This is a genomic window from Mesorhizobium sp. B1-1-1, from assembly GCF_006442955.1.
GTDB lineage: Bacteria > Pseudomonadota > Alphaproteobacteria > Rhizobiales > Rhizobiaceae > Mesorhizobium.
In genome coordinates, this window is the sequence record NZ_VFWW01000007.1 from 116,992 (window position 1) to 134,677 (window position 17,686).

Genomic DNA, 17,686 nt, shown 5'->3' on the forward strand with positions numbered 1-17,686 from the left:
CGTTGCCGCAGCCGCCCCTTCAAAGTCATCAGACCGGTATCAGTGGGCTTCGATTACCGCGCCGATCGATCCCCAGACATAGATCGAGGCGAACAGGAACAACCAGACCACGTCGACGAAATGCCAGTACCATGCGGCAGCCTCGAAACCGAAATGCTGCTTGGGCGTGAAATCGCCCTTCATGGCCCGGATCAGGCAGACGGCCAAGAAGATGGTGCCGATGATGACATGGAAGCCGTGGAAGCCGGTCGCCATGAAGAAGGTGGCGCCGTAGATGGAATCCTTGAAGGCGAACGGAGCATGCATGTACTCGTAGGCCTGCACCATGGTGAACAGCATGCCGAGGCCGACGGTCAGCACCAGCCCGTTGATCAGCCCCTTGCGATCGCCGTGGATAAGGGAGTGGTGCGCCCAGGTGACCGTGGTGCCCGACAACAGCAGGATCACGGTGTTATAGAGCGGCAGGTGGAAAGGATCGAGAACCTCCATGCCCTTCGGCGGCCAGACACCGCCGGTGAACGCGGTGCGGGCATATTGGTGGGCTTCGCTCGGAAACAGGCTGGCATCGAAATAGGCCCAGAACCAAGCGACGAAGAACATCACCTCGGAGGCGATGAACATGATCATGCCATAGCGCAGATGCAACGACACGACCCGCGTGTGATGGCCCTCATGCGCTTCCTTGATCGTGTCCGACCACCAGGCGAACATGGTGTAGAGGACGATCGCGAGGCCGATGAAGAACAGCCACGGATTGGCGATGTTGAAGCCGAAGATCGGGAACGAGCCGCCCTTCAGGTATTCCATGAGGCAAACGCCGCCAAAGGCGGTGACGAGCGCCCCTATCGATCCCAGGAAAGGCCACGGGCTCGGGTCGACGAGATGATAGTCGTGATGTTTTGCGTGCGCGTCTGCCATATCAACCCCCGAGATTTCCTTCGGTATTTGAAATTGTCTTGCTGTTGCCCTGGACCGGCTCTGACGATGCGACCGGCTTGTTCTTCTCGACCGGAAACATCGTGTAGGACAGGGTGATCGTCTTCACGTCCTTCAGTTCCGGCACGTTGACGATATCGGGGTCCACGTAAAACAGGACCGGCATGTCAAGCGTTTCGCCGGGCTTCAGCGTGGTGTCGGTGAAGCAGAAGCATTCGACCTTGTTGAAATAGGGACCCGCCAGTTCAGGCTGGACATTGAAGGTGGCGCGGCCGGTGATGGGGCGATCGAACTTGTTGGTCGCCTGATAGTGCGCCTGCACCGTCTCGCCGATCTTCATGGTCATCGAGCGCTGGACCGGCTGGAAATCCCACGGCACGCCGGCGATATTGGCATCGAAGCGGACGGTGATCTCGCGATCGAGCACGCGGCCGGCATACTGCTTCTCGACGCGTTGCGTCGTGCCGCCATAGCCTGTCGCCTGGCAGAACATCTTGTACAGCGGCACCGCGGCATAGGCCATGCCGATCATGCCGGTGAAGAAGGCAAGGCAGACGGCCGCAACAAGGCGGTTGCTGTTGTGCCCGGCCGGTTTGGCGCTCGTGTCGACACCCATCTCCCGCCTCACATCGTGCCAGAGAGGTTATGACCGAACTTCACGATCGTCGCGATATAGAAGATAACGACCAGCACGGCCAAGGCTACGCCGATGGCGACCGAGCGGTTGCGCCGGGCCTTCCGCTGGCGTTCGGTCAAGGTGACCGTTTCGAGCTTGTCTTCGATCATGCTCATGCTCCACCCACCGCAAGTGCACGTTCGACGACGCTGTCGGCGAGATAGACGGCGAAGATGGCGAAGAGATAGAGCAGCGAATAGCCGAACAACGCCTTGGCTGGCTTCATCGCGCGATCGTCGTCGGACATGCCAAGCACTTTCCACGCATACCAGACAAAGCCGAGCCCGAGCAGCAGGGCAGCCACGCCATAGAACGGCGTGGTGTAGCCAAGCAGCCACGGCAGCACACCGACCGGGGCCAGCACCAGAGCATAGGCGAAGATCTGACGGCGGGTCGACGCCGGGCCGGCGACATTGGGCATCATCGGGATGCCGGCGCGTTCATAATCCTGCGACTTGAACAGCGCCAGCGCCCAGAAATGCGGCGGCGTCCACAGGAAGATGATGAGGAACAGGACGACGCTCTCCAGGCTGACCGTGCCGGTCACCGCGGCCCAGCCGATCACGGGCGGAATGGCGCCGGCAGCACCGCCGATGACGATGTTCTGCGGCGTCCAGCGCTTCAGCCACATTGTGTAGACGACGGCATAGAAGAAGATGGTGAAGGCCAGCAGCGCCGCCGACAGCCAGTTGACCAGCACGCCGAGCGTCATCACCGACAAAACCGAAAGCACCAACCCAAAGCTCAACGCCTCGTGGGGCTGGATGCGGCCGGCCGGCACCGGGCGGGTGGCGGTGCGTGTCATCACCGCGTCGATATCGGCATCGTACCACATATTGAGCGCGCCGGAGGCACCAGCCCCGATGGCAATAGCCAGGATCGCGATCACCGCCAGCAGCGGATTGATGGTCACGGGTGCCGCGACCAGTCCGACAAAGGCGGTGAACACCACCAGCGACATGACGCGCGGCTTCAGGAGGGCGAAGAAATCACCCGCCGTCGCTTCCGACATGCGGAAGCCCGCTTCGTCAATGCTGGTTTCGTCGACAAGGGCCATGCGTACTCAAATCCATATTCCGTTTGGCCGAAACCGCCGGCAGGCCGGCGGTTTCGATTCCGGGCTGCCGCCTTATTTGATCTTCGGCAGCTGCTCCCATTGGTGGAACGGCGGCGGCGACGGCAGCTGCCATTCCAGCGTCGTTGCGCCCTCGCCCCATGGATTGGCGCCAGCGATCCGCTTCTTCTGGAAGGCTTCGAACACGCCATAGAGGAAGATCACCACGCCGACGGCCGAAATGTACGAACCGTAGGACGACACCATGTTCCAGCCCGCAAACGCGTCCGGATAGTCGATGGTGCGGCGCGGCATGCCGGCAAGGCCGAGGAAGTGCTGCGGGAAGAAGACAAGGTTGACGCCGACGAACATGACCCAGAAATGGGTGTTGGCGATGACAGGCGAATACATGTAGCCGGTCATCTTCGGGAACCAGTAGTACCAGCCGGCGAAGATGGCGAACACCGCCCCCAGCGACAGCACGTAGTGGAAATGCGCGATCACGAAATAGGTGTCGTGCAGCGACCGGTCGAGACCGGCATTGGCCAGTTGAACCCCGGTGACGCCACCGATCGTGAACAGGAAGATGAAGCCCAGCGCCCACAGCATCGGCGGCTTGAACGATATCGATCCGCCCCACATCGTCGCGATCCAGGAGAAGATCTTTACGCCCGTCGGCACCGCGATGACCATGGTGGCGAAGACGAAGTAGCGCTGCGTGTCGAGCGACAGGCCGGTCGTGTACATGTGGTGCGCCCAGACGATGAAGCCGACCGCGCCGATCGCGACCATGGCGTAGGCCATGCCGAGATAGCCAAACACCGGCTTGCGCGAGAAGGTCGAGACGATATGGCTGATGATGCCGAAGCCCGGCAGGATCAGGATATACACTTCCGGATGGCCGAAGAACCAGAACAGGTGCTGGAACAGCAGCGGATCGCCGCCGCCGTCGGGAGCGAAAAAGGTCGTGCCGAAATTGCGGTCGGTAAGCAGCATGGTGATGCCGCCGGCAAGGACCGGAAGCGACAACAGCAGCAGGAATGCGGTGACCAGCACCGACCAGGCAAACAGCGGCATCTTGTGCAGCGTCATGCCTGGCGCGCGCATGTTGAAGATGGTGGTGATGAAGTTGATGGCACCCAGGATCGAGGACGCGCCGGCGATGTGGATCGACAGGATCGCCAGATCCATGGCCGGACCGGGCTGACCGGAGGTCGAAAGCGGCGGATAGAGCGTCCAGCCGCCGCCGACGCCGTAGGCGCCAGGCGCGCTCGGCACGAACATCGAGATAAGCAGCAGGATGAAAGCCGGCGGCAGCAGCCAGAACGAGATGTTGTTCATGCGCGGGAACGCCATGTCCGGGGCGCCGATCATGATCGGCACCATCCAGTTGGCAAAACCGCCGATCAGGGCCGGCATGACCATGAAGAAGATCATGATCAGCGCGTGCGCCGTGGCGAAGGCGTTGTACATGCTCTTGCCGCCGTCGATCGCGGCGTCACCGTTCATGCCGTAGACCATCTGCGCCAGACCGCTGAAGATCTGGATGCCAGGCTCCTGCAACTCCATGCGGATGGCGACCGACAGCGCGCCGCCGATGATGCCGGCCATGATCGCGAAGATCAGGTAGAGCGTACCGATGTCCTTGTGGTTGGTCGAATAAACCCAGCGCACCCAACCATGATAAGGCTTGTGGTCGTGCCCGTCGTGAGCTGCAGCGTCTGCCATGTTCCGCTCCGTTCCCTAAATCTTGCTAACCCGCGGCATCAGTTGCCGGCGGCCGCTACCTTGTTCTGGCCATCGACCTCGGCCATCAGCGTCTTGTTGGCGCCGGGCAGATCGGTCTTGGCCGCAGCCAGCCAGGTCTTGAACTGCGCGTCGGAGACGACGCGGATGGCGATCGGCATGAAGGCATGGTCCTTGCCGCAGAGCTGCGAGCACTGGCCGTAGTAGAGGCCTTCCTTCTCCGCCTTGAACCAGGTCTCGTTGGTGCGGCCGGGAATGGCATCGATCTTGATGCCGAAGGACGGCATGGCGAAGGAATGGATCACGTCGGTCGCGGTGACGAGCACCCGGGTCATCGTGTGGACGGGCACCACCATCTCGTTGTCGACGGCAAGCAGGCGCGGATAGACCTTGCGATCTTCCTTGCCGGCGGCGGCACGGTCGCCATCCTGGAGGATCGCCGAGTTGAACGAGAGCGTGTTGTCGGTCTGGTATTCGTAATCCCAGTTCCACTGGTTGCCCGTCGCCTTGACGGTGAGCTTAGCTTCTTCCGGCGGCGTGTACTGCGCGGTCAAGAGCTGGAACGAGGGGATGGCGAGGCAGAGCAGGACGACGACAGGACCGACAGTCCAGATCACCTCGATGAGCGTGTTGTGGCTGGTCTTGGACGGAACCGGGTTGGCGCTCGCGCGGAATTTCACGATGCAGTAGATCAGAAGGACCAATACCAGGGCGGTGATCGGGATGATGAACCACATCGTGTAGTTTCCGAACCACTCGATCTGGCGCATCATGTCGGTTGCCGGCGCCTGGAAGGTCGTCTCCCACTCGACGGGCTGATCGGCATGGGCGGCCGTGCCGGCGAAAAACGTGGTAACGGCACAAGCGCTTAGAAACTTGGCACTTGCTGGAAACTTGGCGTTTGCCAGGAAATTTCTCATCGCCCTCTTCGTCTCCCAGTTCCTCGCGGCTGTGTCCACGAGAATAACGAACAATGCCGGGACGGGAATCCCGACTGTCTCAAGCTGGTTCAAACCATACTCTTTTTCCCTCCGCAAGAAAGGAGCGGAGGAAACCGTGCGGCATTTTTGCGCGCAAGCCGGAATGCATCTTTGAAGGCGGCGGCCGCCATGGCGAATCGGCTATGTTCGACGGATTGGCTGCTTGCTGCCGGCCGGCGCGCCTGGCGTCGTAATTCGGGCGAAATTGGCTAGGAAAAGCGCCGCATGGGCATTTTCGTGGCGGCTCGGCCGCTGTCTCGTCCTTTACTTGGCTTTGGCGCGGCTTAAAGTGCCGTGATTCGCAATGGAGCCGTCATGAACTCTTGGCTGTCGGGATTTGGGCTTTCGAGCCCCTTGGCGAAGGTCATCTTTCTCGCCGCCTTGTCCGTCGCCGGCTTGTCGGCCGCCGGCCAGGCCAACGCGGCCCAGCCGAGCGGCACGGTGCGCTCGACCCATGGCGCGTGGTCGATCATCTGCGACACGCCGGCCGGCGCCACGTCCGAACAATGCGTGATGATGCAGAACGTCGTCGCCGAGGACCGCCCCGAGATGGGGCTGTCGGTCGTGGTGCTGCGCACCGCCGACAACAAGGCGGAGATCCTGCGCGTGCTGGCGCCGCTCGGCGTGCTCTTGCCCAACGGGCTCGGCCTCAATGTCGACGGCAAGGATATCGGCCGCGCTTATTTCGTGCGCTGCTTCCAGGACGGCTGCTACGCTGAGGTCATTCTCGAGAAGCCGCTGCTCGATACGCTGAAGACCGGCACGTCGGCCACGTTCATCGTCTTCCAGACGCCAGAAGAAGGCATCGGCATCCCGGTGGACCTCAAGGGTTTTGCCGACGGATTTGCGGCCCTGCCGTAGACTCCCGCGCCTCGACCCGGGAGCTGCCGATCAACGATAGGTTTTCCGGACCTGGGATAGATCCGGGACGCCGCCGCCCTGCATTTGAATGACGATTGGCGATTGTCTGGGCGCGGCTTCGCGCCTACATCCCGGATATAACCATTCATCCACGGACATACGCCATGAACAGCCTTATCGGCCAATTCGATATTTCCGACGATCGCGTCAAGGAGATCGTCGCAGAGACCATCAACGGCGCCGACGATGGCGAGTTGTTCGTCGAATACAGCGAGAGCGAAGCGCTGATGTTCGACAACGGTCGGCTGAAGACGGCCAATTTCAACACCGACCAGGGTTTCGGCCTACGCGCGGTTGCCGGCGAAGCCAGCGGCTATGCCCACTCCAGCGACCTGTCCGAGGCTTCGCTGCGACGCGCGGCTAACGCCGTCTCGACCGTCAAGGGCGGTTATTCCGGAACGCTTGCCGCCGCGCCCGCCCGCACCAACCGCCATCTCTATGGCGATGAGAACCCGATCCCCTCCCCTTCCTTCGAGGCCAAGGCGAAGCTGTTGCAGGAAGTCGACGCATGGCTGCGCGCCGAGGATCCGCGCGTGCGCCAGGTCTCGGCATCGCTGACCTCGTCCTGGCAGCATGTCGAGATCGTGCGCGCCGACGGCCAGGTGGTGCGCGACATCCGGCCGCTGGTCAGGGTGAACGTGTCGGTGGTGGTCGGCGACGGCGACCGCCAGGAAAGCGGCTCCTACGGCATGGGCGGACGCAAGGCGTTCGGCGACTTCCTCGTCGAGGACAGCTGGAAGCACGCCGCCAAGGAGGCGCTGCGTCAGGCGCTGGTCAATCTCGAAGCCGTACCGGCGCCGGCCGGCACTTTCGACATCGTGCTCTCCAGCGGCTGGCCCGGCGTCATGCTGCACGAGGCCGTCGGCCACGGGCTGGAAGGCGACTTCAACCGCAAGAAGACATCCGCTTTCGCCGGCCTGATGGGCCAGCAGGTGGCGGCAAAGGGCGTCACCGTCGTCGATGACGGCACGATCGCGGAACGACGCGGGTCGCTCACCGTCGACGATGAAGGCACGCCTTCGGCGCGCAACGTGCTGATCGAGGACGGCAAGCTGGTCGGTTACATGCAGGACCGCCAGAACGCCCGGCTGATGGGCATGCGGGCCACCGGCAACGGAAGGCGCGAGGGCTACGCGCACCAGCCGATGCCGCGCATGACCAACACCTACATGACATCGGGCGACATGGAGCCGGACGAGATCATCGCCTCGGTCAGGAACGGCATCTATGCCGTCTCCTTCGGCGGCGGCCAGGTCGACATCACCTCCGGAAAGTTCGTGTTCGGCTGCACCGAAGCCTACATGATCGAGAACGGCAAGGTGACGCAGCCGATCAAGGGCGCAATGCTGATCGGTAACGGGCCCGACGCCATGCACCGCGTTTCGATGATCGGCAATGACATGAAGCTCGACAACGGCATCGGCATGTGCGGCAAGGCTGGACAGGGCGTGCCGGTCGGCGTCGGCCAGCCGCACCTCAGAATGGACCAGATGACGGTCGGCGGCACAAGGGTTTGAAGCCGCCTCGTGGCCAGTCTGCTAGGTCTTGCTCACAGACCGGCGCGACGTGGCATACAGGATCAGGAAGCCGATAACGCCGCCGATCGCGTACTGGGTCCATGCACTCAGGTAGTCGACGGTCCCATCATGGCCCGAGACATAGAGCGCAGCGCCGACAAACGTCATGACCGCGACGCCAAGCGCATAGGATGGCACCAGCCCCACACGCGTGAATTTTCTCAAGATCCAAGCGAGCACCGCACCGGTGAGCGCCATGATGAGAGCCGAACCAAAAATCTCGGCAACAAAACCTGGTGAAATCATCTTCTCCCCCTTATCCCAACTTGGATTATGCCTTTTTCGAGGGCAGATTCAACTGCAGTGGCGATGATCCACAACTTTAGCGATAAATCTGGCTGGGATTTCGGGGCAGACTGCATGACGCGACCAGTCTCGCTGAGCAGGGCTAAGCGCCTAACGTCTTTTCCGCGGCTTCTCCAGCAAGGCAACAGCCTCGACATGGGGCGACCACAGAAACTGATCGATCGGCGTCACGCTTTTCACCGCGTAGCCGCCGTCGATGAGGATGCGCAAATCCCGCGCGAGCGTCACCGGGTTGCAGGAGACCGCGGCAACGAATGGAACATCCGAGCGGGCGATCTGCTTCGACTGATCCTCCGCGCCCGCGCGGGGCGGATCGAAGACAACGCCATCAAAGGCGTTTAACTCCTTGAACGTCAGCGGACGGCGGAACAGGTCTCGGCGCTCGCCGGTCACGCGTTTCAGGCCGGTGGCGAAGCGTGAACCCCGATCGAGCGCCGAAAGTGCGGCCGCATCGCCCTCCACCGCATGCACTTCCGATCTCGCGGCCAACCGCAGGGCGAAGCTGCCGCAGCCGGCGAAGAGATCGGCAATTTTTTTGGCACGTTTCAGATGTCCGCCGACGATATCGGCCATGGTCCGTTCGGCTGCCTCCGTCGCCTGCAGGAAGGCGCCCGGCGGCACCGCGACGGCAACGCTGCCGAACATGACGACAGGCTTCTGCGGCTCGATGATGATCTCGTCATCGATGGACAGTCTGGCAAAGCCCTGCGCAATGACAAAATTGGCGGCTATGCGGCGCTGGTTTTCGCCGAGCTTGCCCGATTCATGCACCGCCACGTCGAGGCCGGAATCCGTCACTGTGACCGCCATGCGAAACGATTTCGGGGTGGCGCAGATCAATTCGGCGAGTGCCCTCAAGCCGTCGAGCGCGCTGACGATCCCAGGCAGCGAGATCGGGCATTCGGAGATGGAAATGATTTCCGGCGACAGATGGCGATTGAAGCCGAGCAGCATGCCTGTTTCGGTGCGCCTGGCGGCGAGCACGACGCGGCGGCGCGTGTGCGGCGCGCAGGCGACCAGACCGCCTATTTCGCAATCGATGCCTCTCAGCGCATGCACGACCTTCTCGCGCTTCCACTGCTGATAGGCTTGCGCCTCCAAATGCTGGAGGGCGCAGCCGCCGCACTCGCCGAAATGTCGGCAGGCGGGTTCGATGCGCAGGGGCGAGGCCTCGATCAGCGCCATCAGCGTGGCGCGATCCCTTTCACGCGCCGCGGTGACGACCTCGCCTGGCAGCGTGAAAGGAATGAACAGATCGCCGCTTTCGGTGTCGGCGATGCCATCTCCCTGGGCGCCAAGCTTTTTGATGGTGAAGCGTGCGCTCATCGGTCCTTGACCCCACCAAGCAGGAATTCGCGATTGCCGTCACCGCCCTCGATCGGCGACAGATGCAAGCCGAGCGAGCGCCAGCCGGGCACGGCATCCAGCCAATCCTGCAACAAGCCAGCGACACGGGCGGCATGATAGGGGCCTTTCAGCAGGCCGCCCTTGCCGATCGCCTCGCGACCCGCCTCGAACTGCGGCTTGACCAGAAACATCGCTGCGGCACCGGGCTTGGCGATGGCAAGCGCAGGCGGCAGGGCCAGTTTCAGTGAAATGAAACTGACGTCGGAGACTATGAAGTCCGGACTGCGGCCGCCAAGATCGGCGGTTGAGAGATCGCGGGCGTTCAGCCCCTCGATGACCGTCACGCGCGCGTCCTTGCCGATATCAGCATGCATCTGTCCGTGACCGACATCGATCGCCGTGACATGGGTCGCGCCGCGTTCGAGCAGGACCTGGGTGAATCCGCCGGTCGAGGCGCCGATGTCGAGCGCCTCACAGCCGGCCGGATCGAGGCCGAAATGGTCGAGCCCGGCGATCAGCTTCAGCGCCGCGCGTGAGACATAGCCTTGGGCCGGGTCATCAACGGCGATGACGCATTCCGGTTGCACGGCCTGACCAGGCTTTCGGGCAATAGCGCCGTCCACCGTTACCGTGCCGCGCTCGACCGCGTCGCGGGCACGCGAGCGGCTGGCAAACAGGCCGCGCTGGACGAGCAGATCGTCGAGCCGCTGGCGCGTGCTGGCTGGCGGGGGAAAATTCATCGGTCTTCCTTGGCGAAAGCCGGCGGCGAAGGCAAGGATATTGGAGCGGGAGAAGCAACATCCCCCAGGGCGGCGACCGCAGGGAGCCGCTCGCGGCCAGTCGCATATCGCATCAGGTCGGCCACGATGATAAGGAAGAAACGCCGTTTTGCTGCCGAAGGCGAAGGAGAACGGATGCTGACGGGAACCTGCCATTGCGGTGCGGCCCACTGGACCTTGAAGGGCGATCCCGGGCCGATCACCGCTTGCAACTGCACGCTGTGCCGACGTTACGGCACGCTCTGGGCCTACGACTTTGTCGATGAACGTATCCGCGTCGCGGGGCCGACAAAAAGCTATAAACGTGCAGGCAAGGCCGAACCCACGCTCGAGATCCTGTTCTGCCCCACATGCGCGTGCGTGCTTGCCTGGCGCGGTTTGCGCCCAGCCGAGTCCGGCCGCACGCGGATCGCCGTCAATGTAAGGCTTGCGCCGCCGGAAGCCGTGGCCGGCCTGCCGATCGACCATTTCGACGGTCTCGATACCTACGATGATCTGCCGCGCGACGGCCGCTGCGTGCGCGACATGTGGTTTTGATTTGGGTGCTTTTGATTTGGGCGAGATCAGAAGATGGTGCGGGGAGCCTGACGCTCGACGGCGGGAGACAGGCCGTCATCCCGATCGCGGGCAACTTCCCTGCGCGGGCGCTCGACTGGCGCGGCGGATGCCGATGCGGCGTCCGGCGGGACAACAAGCTGCGGCAGCTGCTTGTAGGAGAAGCCGCCCCTGATATGCCCCATCCTGCTGGCGACTATATCCACGGCCGCCTTCTCGAGATTGCGGTGGTAGCGCGTTCCGGCGATGGCCGGCGCTGCGATGGCGGTCAGGATCGCCATGCCGCACAGAAGCGTCTTCACTGTTGTTGTCTCCCTGCCTGGCCAGAACCTAGCAGCGTGCCGTTGAAAAACGGGCAAGAGACACGGTAAGCAAAACGCCAAACCGCAATGTCAACAATGCGTTACGACATCGAGCCGGCAAACCGATTCAAGCGCTTGATGTGTCGAGTCAGGCGCGCTGGGCGCGGACCGCCTGCCCGAGGGCGGTGAAAACCGTATGGACGATGCCGGCGGCATCGAGACCGGCATCGGCATACATCTTTTCCGGCTTGGCGTGGTCCGCAAACACGTCCGGTAGCACAAGCGGGCGCACTTTCAGGCCGCTTTCCAGCAGGCCCTCATGGGCGAGGAACTGCAAAACGTGACTGGCGAAGCCGCCGACGGCGCCCTCCTCCACCGTGACCAGAACCTCGTGCGAGCGGGCCAGCCGTCGGATCAGGTCCTCGTCGAGCGGCTTCGCGAAGCGCGCATCGGCGACGGTGGTCGAAAGCCCGGCCGCGCCCAGCTCCTCGGCCGCGATCAGGCAATCCTGCAAGCGCGTGCCGAAGGAGAGGAGTGCCACCTTGCCGCCTTCCCTGATGATGCGGCCCTTGCCGATTTCGAGCACCGAGCCGCGATCGGGCATGTCAACGCCGACGCCATTGCCGCGCGGATAGCGGAAGGCGATCGGGCCGTCATCGTAGGTTGCCGCGGTGCGCACCATGTGGCGCAGTTCCGCCTCGTCGGCCGCCGCCATGACGACGAAGCCCGGCAGGGAGGCCAGGAAGGTGGTGTCGAAGGCGCCGCAATGGGTGGCGCCGTCGGCTCCGACGAAGCCGGCGCGATCGATGGGGAAGCGCACCGGCAATTTCTGGATCGCCACGTCGTGCACGACCTGATCGTAGGCACGTTGCAAGAAGGTCGAATAGATCGCCGCGAACGGCTTGTAGCCTTCGGTCGCGAGGCCGGCCGCGAACGTCACCGCATGCTGTTCGGCGATGCCGACGTCGAAGGTCCTGGCCGGAAACACTTCGCCGAACAGGTCAAGCCCGGTGCCGCCCGGCATGGCGGCGGTGACGGCGACGATGCGCTCGTCCTCCTGGGCCTCCCGGATCAGGCTTTCGGCGAACACCTTGGTATAGGCCGGCGCGTTGGCCGGGGCCTTGGCCTGAGCGCCGGTGATGACGTCGAACTTGTTGACGCCGTGATATTTGTCGGCCGCGGCCTCGGCCGGCGCGTAGCCCTTGCCCTTCTGGGTGACGACATGGATCAGCACGGGGCCCTTGCCATTGTCACGGACATTTTTCAGCACCGGGATCAGATGGTCCAGATTGTGGCCGTCGATCGGACCGATATGGTAGAAGCCGAGCTCCTCGAACAGCGTGCCGCCGGTGACGTAGCCGCGCGCATGCTCGACCGCCCTGGTGATGGCACGGTCGGCACGCTTGCCAAGATACGAGGTCAGTTTCTTGCCGAAGTCGCGCAGGCCGACATAGGCCTTGCCAGAGGCCAGGCGCGCCAGATAGGCGCTCATGGCGCCGGTCGGCGGGGCGATCGACATGTCGTTGTCGTTGAGGATGACGATCAGGCGGGCATCGAGCGCGCCGGCATTGTTCATCGCCTCGTAGGCCATGCCGGCCGACATGGCGCCGTCGCCGATGACAGCGATGACATTGTTGCGGCCGCCGGCAAGATCGCGGGCCGCCGCCATGCCGAGGCCGGCCGATATCGACGTCGAGGAGTGGGCGGCGCCAAACGGATCGTATTCGCTCTCGGTGCGGCGGGTGAAGCCGGAGAGGCCGCCCTCCTGGCGCAGGGTGCGGATGCGATCGCGGCGCCCGGTCAGGATCTTGTGCGGATAGGCCTGGTGGCCAACATCCCAGATCAGCCGGTCATCGGGGGTATTGAAGACATAGTGCAGCGCCACGGTCAGTTCGACCACGCCAAGCCCGGCGCCGAGATGACCGCCGGTGCGCGACACCGCGTCGATCAGTTCGAGGCGGAGCTCTGATGCCAATTGCGGCAATTCGCTTTCGGAAAGCGTGCGCAGCTCGGCCGGGATGCGGACCTTGTCGAGAAGCGGCGTATGCGGCGTTGCGTTCACGGGTAGGCCCAAGCTTCTGTTCATGCGCGGGATAGGCCGCCGGCAGGCGAAAGTAAATGCCTGCCAAATGACGCGAAAGGCACGCCCCGTCGTCGACTTCCTCAGCCTTCCGGCAGTGGAATGAACTCTTCCTCATCGCCGGGAACGATGTCGAAGCGGCCGGTCTTCCATTCTTGCTTGGCCTGTTCGATGCGCTCCTTGGAGGACGAGACAAAATTCCACCAGATGTAGCGCTTCGAGCCCAGCGAGGCACCGCCGAAAAGCATGAAATGGGCACCAGCCTGTGAGGATACGACGATCTCGTCGCCGGGCCGGAACACCAGAAGCCGTTCCGCCGGAAACACGTCGCCGGAAATCGAGACCTCGCCTTCCAGCGTATAGATGGCGCGTTCTTCCGCGTCAGCAGGGATTTTCACGCTGGCGCCGGGCGCCAGCCTGAGGTCGGCGTAGAGCGTCTCGGAATCGGCTCGCACCGGGGAACGCAGCCCCTGGAAATCGCCTATAACGATGCGGCCGCTGACGCCTTCCGCGTCGATGTCGGGAAGCCGCGCGACAGCGGTGTTTTCGAAAACCGGCGCCACTTCCTCCTTGCCGTCCGGCAGCGCCAACCATGTCTGCAGCCCCGAGATCGACATCGGCGCGCCGCGCAGTTCTTCCGGCGTGCGCTCCGAATGGACGATGCCGCGGCCGGCGGTCATCAGGTTCACGTCACCCGGCTCGATCACCATCTCGGTGCCGAGCGAATCGCGATGCCTGATCCTGCCGTCGAACAGGTAGGTGACCGTCGACAGGCCGATATGAGGATGCGGCCGGACGTCGAGCGCCTGACCGGCACGCAGGATGGCCGGGCCCATGCGGTCGAAGAAGATGAAGGGACCGACCAGCCGCCTTTTGGCAGTCGGCAAGGCGCGGCGAACCTGAAAACCGCCAATGTCCTTGGCGTTCGGAATGACCATCAATTCGATCTGGTCGCTGGCAAAGGCATCGCCGGCTTCAGGATCCTTCCCGGGAAAGAAGCTCATGAACTCTCCTTGTCAGCGGCCGATGGCTGCTTTGGCCAGATCAGGCAAAGCGGATCGCCGCCTTCGCCCGCAGCTTGGCCGCAACCTCCTCGCGATTGCGCGGATGCTGGTTGGTTTCAAGCGAATCGAGAAGCTCGCGCGCCGACGCCGCGATGGCCTCGACGGCATGGTCGAATGCGTGCTGGTTCTGCTTCGAAGGCCGCGTCGTTCCGCTCAGCTTGCGAACGAATTGAAGGGCTGCATCGCGCACCTCGTCGTTGGTCGCCGGCGGATCAAAATTGAACAGGGTCTTGATGTTTCTGCACATCGCTTCCGTATCTCCTCTTGTCCTGGAGCCGTTTCAATCGGGACGCGTTCTATCCTCAATCATGATCGTGTCAAAAACCAGAGAGACGGCTGCGTGCCTCAATCCGCGTCCAGCGGCTCCGTCCCGACCGGCTTGCCGTCGCGGGACAGCCTGATCTTCTCCACCTTGTCCTCGGCCGCCTTCAGCAGCCGGTCGCAATGCACCTTCAGCGCCTCGCCGCGCTCGTAGATCCTAATGGACTGGTCGAGCGGCACATCGCCACGCTCCAGATCATCGACGATCTTCTCCAGCGCGTCGAGAGCCTGTTCGAAGCTCATCGCCTTGACGTCTTCGTTGGTTTCACCAGCCATCATTCATCCTTTCATCAGTCGCCCGACATGGGCGGCGACCGAAAATGCCAATCCTTGCAGATCGTAGCCGCCCTCGAGCAGGCTGACGAGCCGGTTGCCGCTGTGGCGCGCCGCGCGCTGCATGAGTTGGCCGGTCGCCCAGTCGAAATCATCCTCGGTCAGGTTGATCTCGGCCAGCGGGTCGCGATGATGCGCATCGAAGCCGGCCGAAATAATGATCAGGTCGGGTGCAAAATTGTCGAGCGAGGGCAGCACGCGCGACAGGAAGGCATCGCGGAACGCCTCGCTGCCGGTCTGCGGCGCAAGCGGCGCGTTGACGATGTTGCCGGCGCCGGTTTCGTTCTTTGCTCCGGTGCCGGGGTAGAGCGGCATCTGGTGCGTCGAGCAATAAAGCACGGACGGATCGTCCCAGAAAACATCCTGCGTGCCGTTGCCGTGATGCACGTCCCAGTCGACGATGGCGACACGTTCGATATCGTGTTTGCGCTGTGCATAACGTGCGGCGATGGCCGCCGTGTTGAACAGGCAGAAGCCCATCGCGGTCGCTTTCTCGGCATGATGGCCGGGCGGCCGGGCGGCGACGAAAACGTTGTCTGCCCTGCCGGCAAAGACGTCGTCGACGGCGGCGTTGGCGGCTCCGATCGCGGTGATCGCCGCCTGCCAGCTCTTCGGGCTGGCCGTTGTGTCGGCATCGATGCGGGCGATGCCCGTCTCGGGAATGGCGGCGCGTACCCGCTCGACGAAATCCTCGGGATGCGCGTAGAGAATGGTGGCCTCATCGCCTTGTGGCGCCTCGAGGCGGTCGAGCGCGGCAAAAGCCTCGTCGTCGAGCACGCGCTCAATGGCGCGCAAGCGGTCCGGCCGCTCCGGATGGCCGGGTGGCGTGATGTGCTCGAGGAAGATCGGATGGGTGTAGAGACGAGTGGCCATGCTCCCTATCTAGTGCCCCGGCGCGGCGATGGCCATGCGTTGCGGCCTGATGGTTGGGGAAAATCGCGCTTGCGTCCGTTCGCGTCGCCGCGGGGATTGGCGGCGCAGGGGCTTCGTCGTAAAGTCCCCGCCACTGCCTGGTGCCCGCCGCGAGCGGGAGAATCGGGAACACGGTTTGATACCGTGGCGTGCCCAACGCTGTAAGGGGGACCGCGCCGGTAAATGCCACTGTCGATGACGGGAAGGCGCCGGATGCGGGTTGATCCCGAGCCAGAAGACCGGCCTGGCAGGCATCGTCATCCGCATGGTCAGGCGGACGGCAGTTGATTGCAATCGCAAGGGGACAAGCGATGCCGGACAATATGACCATCCCCGTGGGTGACGGATTCGACCAGATGGCGCGCGATGCGGTCTACCGCGCCATGTTCACGCGGCGCGATGTCCGCAGCCATTTTACATCAGAGGCCGTCGACGACGAGGTCTTGGCGCGGCTGCTGCTTGCCGCCCATCACGCGCCATCGGTCGGCTTCATGCAGCCATGGAATTTCATCGTCATTCGTGGCACCGAACGACGGGAACAGGTGCGCGACCTGTTCCTCGCGGCGCGCGAGCAGGAATTGCCGGCGATCGAGGAAGAGCGGCGGGCGCTCTACCGCAAGCTCAAGCTGGAAGGCATCTGCGAAAGCGCGCTCAATATCTGTATCACCTGCGACCGCCGACGCTCACAGGGTTCGCCGCTGGGACGCTGGCACAATCCCGAGATGGATCTCTACAGCACGGTCTGCGCGGTGCAGAATTTCTGGCTGGCGGCGCGCGCCGAAGGCGTCGGCGTTGGCTGGGTCAGCATTATCGAGGCGCAGGCGTTGAAAGGCCTTCTGTCGATTCCCGAGCATGTGACGCCGGTGGCCTATCTCTGTGTCGGCCGTGTCTCGGAGTTCGCGCCGAAACCGGACCTCGAAACACATGGCTGGGGGCGGCGGCTGCCGCTGCCCGAGCTGATCATGAGCGAGACGTTTTGCGGACAGGGCGAAGTTCCGCTCAAATCAACGATCGCACGCCTCAAGGCGGCAACATGCGAAAAGTCTGACAAACCCTTGATTTGATTGCCGATACGGCATGCGCAGCGCGCTGCCGGCGGCCTGCCGTCGTCAGGCGGCTCCGGCATCCTTCCTCAACAATCCTTCGAGCAGTTGCTTGAATGCCGCCACCACGGTCTTCGACGTCGCTTCCGGGTCGTTCGAATTGGCGATCCGCTGCGCCGCCTGGCTGCTCGCCCCGTTGATCAGCCGTGCCGCGGTCTCGGGGTCTACGCCCGGGACAACCACCCCGTCGCCCTGCAGCGTCGTCAGGTGATCGGTCATCGACGCGACGCAGGCATTGGCGTTCGGCCATTGCGCGGGATCCCCCAGCACGGCCGGACCGTCCCGAAACATGATGCGCTGGATTTCCGGCTCCAGCGCCATTTCGATGTAGCTCGTGCATTCGTCGACGAAGCTTTGCCAGCGGGTCGGTGCTTTCGCTGCAACCTCATTCACCCGTGCCGCCATCTCGGCGTCTATCTCGGCGATGACCGCCTGCAAAAGCCCCTTCTTGTCCCCGAAATGATGATAGAGCGCACCGCGCGTCAGCCCTGCCGATGCGGTGAAATCATCCATCGATGCCTCGGCATAACCGATCGTTCCGAACGCATGCCGGGCCGCGGCAATCAATTTGGCGCGCGTTTCGGCGATCATTTCCCTGCGGGGCTTGTGCATCTCTTCTGGCCTTATCTACATACGTCACGTATGCCAATTGACATACGCGACGTATGATCTATTTAGTATTCATACGCATCGT

The 17,686-nt window shown here is 63.2% G+C and carries 20 protein-coding genes and 1 riboswitch; of the genes, 4 read left to right on the plus strand and 16 right to left on the minus strand.

What is annotated here, in order from left to right; all coding sequences use genetic code 11:
* Window positions 1–39: 39 nt before the first annotated feature.
* The 6 genes from FJ986_RS15860 to coxB all read right to left on the minus strand — a co-directional run bounded on the left by FJ986_RS15860 (window position 40) and on the right by coxB (window position 5,449).
* Window positions 40–918: a cytochrome c oxidase subunit 3 gene (locus FJ986_RS15860; RefSeq protein ID WP_140674962.1), complete on the minus strand. Its 879-nt coding sequence runs from the start codon at window positions 916–918 to the stop codon at window positions 40–42.
* 1 nt (window position 919) lies between these two features.
* Window positions 920–1,552, minus strand: coding sequence for a cytochrome c oxidase assembly protein (locus tag FJ986_RS15865; RefSeq protein ID WP_140514826.1), 633 nt, complete (start codon window positions 1,550–1,552; stop codon window positions 920–922).
* Between the two features lie 8 nt (window positions 1,553–1,560).
* The gene (locus tag FJ986_RS15870) at window positions 1,561–1,722 is read right to left on the minus strand and encodes a hypothetical protein (RefSeq protein ID WP_140494968.1); all 162 of its coding nucleotides are present in this window, start codon (window positions 1,720–1,722) and stop codon (window positions 1,561–1,563) included.
* Between the two features lie 2 nt (window positions 1,723–1,724).
* A complete protein-coding gene (locus FJ986_RS15875) occupies window positions 1,725–2,669 on the minus strand; it encodes a heme o synthase (protein WP_140494970.1) in 945 nt (314 codons plus the stop codon).
* 72 nt (window positions 2,670–2,741) lie between these two features.
* Window positions 2,742–4,394 carry a cytochrome c oxidase subunit I gene (ctaD, locus tag FJ986_RS15880; RefSeq protein ID WP_140494972.1) on the minus strand — a complete coding sequence of 551 codons (1,653 nt, stop codon included), beginning with the start codon at window positions 4,392–4,394 and terminating at the stop codon, window positions 2,742–2,744.
* A 38-nt stretch (window positions 4,395–4,432) separates the two neighbouring features.
* The gene (gene coxB, locus FJ986_RS15885) at window positions 4,433–5,449 is read right to left on the minus strand and encodes a cytochrome c oxidase subunit II (RefSeq protein WP_181171573.1); all 1,017 of its coding nucleotides are present in this window, start codon (window positions 5,447–5,449) and stop codon (window positions 4,433–4,435) included.
* A gap of 258 nt (window positions 5,450–5,707) precedes the next feature.
* Between coxB and FJ986_RS15890 the strand changes: the two genes are divergently transcribed.
* Both FJ986_RS15890 and tldD read left to right on the plus strand, forming a co-directional pair.
* Window positions 5,708–6,253, plus strand: a complete 546-nt coding sequence (locus tag FJ986_RS15890) for an invasion associated locus B family protein (RefSeq protein WP_140494976.1) — start codon at window positions 5,708–5,710, stop codon at window positions 6,251–6,253.
* A 164-nt stretch (window positions 6,254–6,417) separates the two neighbouring features.
* Window positions 6,418–7,830 carry a metalloprotease TldD gene (tldD, locus tag FJ986_RS15895; RefSeq protein WP_140494978.1) on the plus strand — a complete coding sequence of 471 codons (1,413 nt, stop codon included), beginning with the start codon at window positions 6,418–6,420 and terminating at the stop codon, window positions 7,828–7,830.
* Window positions 7,831–7,851: 21 nt separating this feature from the next.
* Here the strand turns inward: tldD and FJ986_RS15900 are convergent, their stop codons facing one another.
* From FJ986_RS15900 to FJ986_RS15910, 3 genes are all read right to left on the minus strand, one after another.
* The gene (locus tag FJ986_RS15900) at window positions 7,852–8,136 is read right to left on the minus strand and encodes a hypothetical protein (RefSeq protein WP_140494980.1); all 285 of its coding nucleotides are present in this window, start codon (window positions 8,134–8,136) and stop codon (window positions 7,852–7,854) included.
* A gap of 150 nt (window positions 8,137–8,286) precedes the next feature.
* Window positions 8,287–9,522 carry a class I SAM-dependent RNA methyltransferase gene (locus FJ986_RS15905; RefSeq protein WP_140674965.1) on the minus strand — a complete coding sequence of 412 codons (1,236 nt, stop codon included), beginning with the start codon at window positions 9,520–9,522 and terminating at the stop codon, window positions 8,287–8,289.
* Window positions 9,519–10,283 (minus strand): TlyA family RNA methyltransferase, encoded by a 765-nt coding sequence (locus tag FJ986_RS15910; protein ID WP_140674969.1) that lies wholly within the window; start codon window positions 10,281–10,283, stop codon window positions 9,519–9,521. Before FJ986_RS15910 ends, FJ986_RS15905 begins: the two co-directional genes overlap by 4 nt.
* 174 nt (window positions 10,284–10,457) lie before the next feature.
* Here FJ986_RS15910 and FJ986_RS15915 point away from each other — a divergent pair, with 174 nt between their 5' ends.
* Window positions 10,458–10,859 (plus strand): GFA family protein, encoded by a 402-nt coding sequence (locus FJ986_RS15915; RefSeq protein WP_140674972.1) that lies wholly within the window; start codon window positions 10,458–10,460, stop codon window positions 10,857–10,859.
* Window positions 10,860–10,885: 26 nt separating this feature from the next.
* Here FJ986_RS15915 and FJ986_RS15920 read toward each other — a convergent pair whose 3' ends face one another.
* From FJ986_RS15920 to FJ986_RS15945, 6 genes are all read right to left on the minus strand, one after another.
* Window positions 10,886–11,179, minus strand: coding sequence for a hypothetical protein (locus tag FJ986_RS15920; RefSeq protein ID WP_140674975.1), 294 nt, complete (start codon window positions 11,177–11,179; stop codon window positions 10,886–10,888).
* A gap of 148 nt (window positions 11,180–11,327) precedes the next feature.
* Complete coding sequence (dxs, locus tag FJ986_RS15925; protein ID WP_181167649.1) at window positions 11,328–13,265, minus strand: 1-deoxy-D-xylulose-5-phosphate synthase; 1,938 nt, start codon at window positions 13,263–13,265, stop codon at window positions 11,328–11,330.
* A 77-nt stretch (window positions 13,266–13,342) separates the two neighbouring features.
* Window positions 13,343–14,263, minus strand: a complete 921-nt coding sequence (locus FJ986_RS15930) for a pirin family protein (protein ID WP_140498066.1) — start codon at window positions 14,261–14,263, stop codon at window positions 13,343–13,345.
* 40 nt (window positions 14,264–14,303) lie between these two features.
* Entirely contained in the window at window positions 14,304–14,570 is a 267-nt protein-coding gene (locus FJ986_RS15935) for a DUF2277 domain-containing protein (protein WP_010914875.1), read from the minus strand.
* Window positions 14,571–14,668: 98 nt separating this feature from the next.
* The gene (locus FJ986_RS15940; protein WP_140498064.1) at window positions 14,669–14,920 is read right to left on the minus strand and encodes an exodeoxyribonuclease VII small subunit; all 252 of its coding nucleotides are present in this window, start codon (window positions 14,918–14,920) and stop codon (window positions 14,669–14,671) included.
* A gap of 3 nt (window positions 14,921–14,923) precedes the next feature.
* Window positions 14,924–15,850 carry a histone deacetylase family protein gene (locus tag FJ986_RS15945; RefSeq protein ID WP_140514813.1) on the minus strand — a complete coding sequence of 309 codons (927 nt, stop codon included), beginning with the start codon at window positions 15,848–15,850 and terminating at the stop codon, window positions 14,924–14,926.
* A gap of 121 nt (window positions 15,851–15,971) precedes the next feature.
* Window positions 15,972–16,152, plus strand: a riboswitch (cobalamin riboswitch).
* Window positions 16,153–16,200: 48 nt separating this feature from the next.
* Here FJ986_RS15945 and bluB point away from each other — a divergent pair.
* Window positions 16,201–16,953 carry a 5,6-dimethylbenzimidazole synthase gene (gene bluB / locus FJ986_RS15950; protein WP_140520811.1) on the plus strand — a complete coding sequence of 251 codons (753 nt, stop codon included), beginning with the start codon at window positions 16,201–16,203 and terminating at the stop codon, window positions 16,951–16,953.
* Between the two features lie 45 nt (window positions 16,954–16,998).
* On the opposite strand, the gene FJ986_RS15955 is transcribed toward bluB, so the two are convergent.
* Window positions 16,999–17,604, minus strand: a complete 606-nt coding sequence (locus FJ986_RS15955) for a TetR/AcrR family transcriptional regulator (protein WP_140498058.1) — start codon at window positions 17,602–17,604, stop codon at window positions 16,999–17,001.
* Window positions 17,605–17,686 lie beyond the last annotated feature (82 nt).